The following is a 1,875-nucleotide window of genomic DNA, read 5'->3' as shown; positions in this document are numbered from 1 at the left end:
TTGATCAACTTGGGCCATCACCCATTCATAGGTTCTTCTTCCCATGATTACCGTATCTACAGTATCAGTAAATTCCCGGTAGCCGTAATCCTCTCCTTCTTTGGCTACTATATCCAAAAATGAAAGATCGTCTCCAGGTTTGGCAATGTACCCATCCAAGCTGCACGCGATGTATAATATTACTTTTCTCATATATTATCATTTAATAGTTTTCAGTACTCACTCAATTTAAACACTCAAAGACTATGAATATTGACAAATCAATTTCTCCAATTTTCCATTTACATTATCCTCCACAATACCTCCGTGATAGCAGATTATCTTTTGGGGTTTGAGTGCTTTTATTTTCTCAACTGTATGGATGGCATTTTGAAGATCTAATGTGTAAGAAGGATTGGCAATCCCAAATGTATCTCCTTCCACCACCAATGCATCATTGGCAATCAAAACATTCTGATTCGGAATGAAAAGTGAAATATGCCCTTTGGTGTGCCCCGGGGTATGGATGATCTGAATCTCATCTTCAAAAAATTCCCCACCATCAAATGTTTTATCTACCTCATACCTTTTGATTCTATTTAGTGAGTCAATAAAACCTAAAGCCCAATTTCTATGATCTCCGGTAAGGGTATTCAAGGAGTTTTCAGCCTGAACCAATCTTTCAGATTTTATTTTGCCACTTATCGACTTTTCTTCCAATGCCCCGCAAAATGTTTTTAAGGATCGATTATGCTCCTTGAATTTTTTTAGACCTCCTATATGATCGATATCATCATGGGAATTGATTATACCATGGATTTGATCAATACTTATGTCGATTTTTGCCAATTCCCTGACAAAAGTTTCCAAGGTTTCTTCATAACCACAATCTATTAAATAGACCTTTTCATTTATCCTTATCAAGGTGGGAAATAAGGTTATTTTCTCATTGTTCTGTATTTGCTCTATTTTTATTGTATAAATCATCATTACAGAATCAAGGGGTTTAAATTGGCCATATAAATATAAAATTATGAGGCTATCTTATCAGGATAGCCTCATTGATCAAAGTCTAAAATAGGAGAAGGTAGAATTGTCAGGGTTGGTAAATTTCAGCTGCCAAAATGGTTTCCCTGTCATAGGATGAAAAACCCTGATGATTTCATATTTCAAAGGAATATCACCCGGAGTTATTTCTTCATCACTATTTTGCTCCTCATCGCAACTATTTTCAAATTTACTTCTCCAATAATCCTGTTGGAAAGTCACCTGATTGTTTGTAGCTGTAATGACTCCTGTAATGTACTCTGCCGAAAAGGAAAAGCAATTTGGATCAAAAGCGTGTCTTTCTGCAATTGTCCAGATAAACTTGCCGTTTTGCGCGATCTTTAACCCAAATCCTTGTTGGGAAGCTATATTCCATGGATCTGCAGCTCCTTTAAACCATACATTATTGGTTCTGTCATATAACTTAGGATCAACAGTAAAATGCTCTTCGGTAAAACTCCACCAATCTATCCAATCACCGGATAAAGAAGGTGCTTCGGGATTACTCAAACTTTCAGGGAATGCATTTCCTTCTGTAAAGTTGGAAAAGATATTAGAGGAGGCCACATCTTGGTTAATTCTATCAAGTTGCTGGGCAACAACCCCATATCCCAATCCGAAGGTAAACCTTGAATCTCTGGCCACAAGCAGACCACTCACCACCACATTTCCTTTTTTCTCATAACCCTGAAACTTAGAAGAGCCTGAATAGGATACCTCAGACCTGATCAGTTTGTTATTCGGTGAAGGAGTAGTAAAATTGATACCTTTCCAATAGCCACTACTTGATTTGTTGTGGGCTGTAAATACTATTTTATTTACCTCTGATCCAGTCGCATCCAAATATCC

The 1,875-nt window shown here is 37.1% G+C and carries 1 protein-coding gene and 2 pseudogenes; all 3 read right to left on the bottom strand.

The annotated features are described in order from the left end of the window. Positions 1–192, bottom strand: a pseudogene (locus ACEW8O_RS00105) (dihydrofolate reductase family protein); the annotation flags it as partial. 51 nt (positions 193–243) lie between these two features. After that, complete coding sequence (locus ACEW8O_RS00100; protein WP_373492580.1) at positions 244–969, bottom strand: MBL fold metallo-hydrolase; 726 nt, start codon at positions 967–969, stop codon at positions 244–246. 75 nt (positions 970–1,044) lie between these two features. Next, positions 1,045–1,875: pseudogene (locus ACEW8O_RS00095) on the bottom strand (hypothetical protein); the annotation flags it as partial.

Origin of the sequence: Aquiflexum sp., from assembly GCF_041749095.1 — a bacterium.
GTDB lineage: Bacteria > Bacteroidota > Bacteroidia > Cytophagales > Cyclobacteriaceae > Aquiflexum.
This window is presented reverse-complemented; position numbering and strand designations above follow the sequence as displayed.

Bases quoted from the DNA above. Each gene is read 5' to 3' on its own strand.
- ACEW8O_RS00100 (WP_373492580.1), bottom strand. From the start codon at position 969: ATGATGATTTATACAATAAAAATAGAGCAAATACAGAACAATGAGAAA.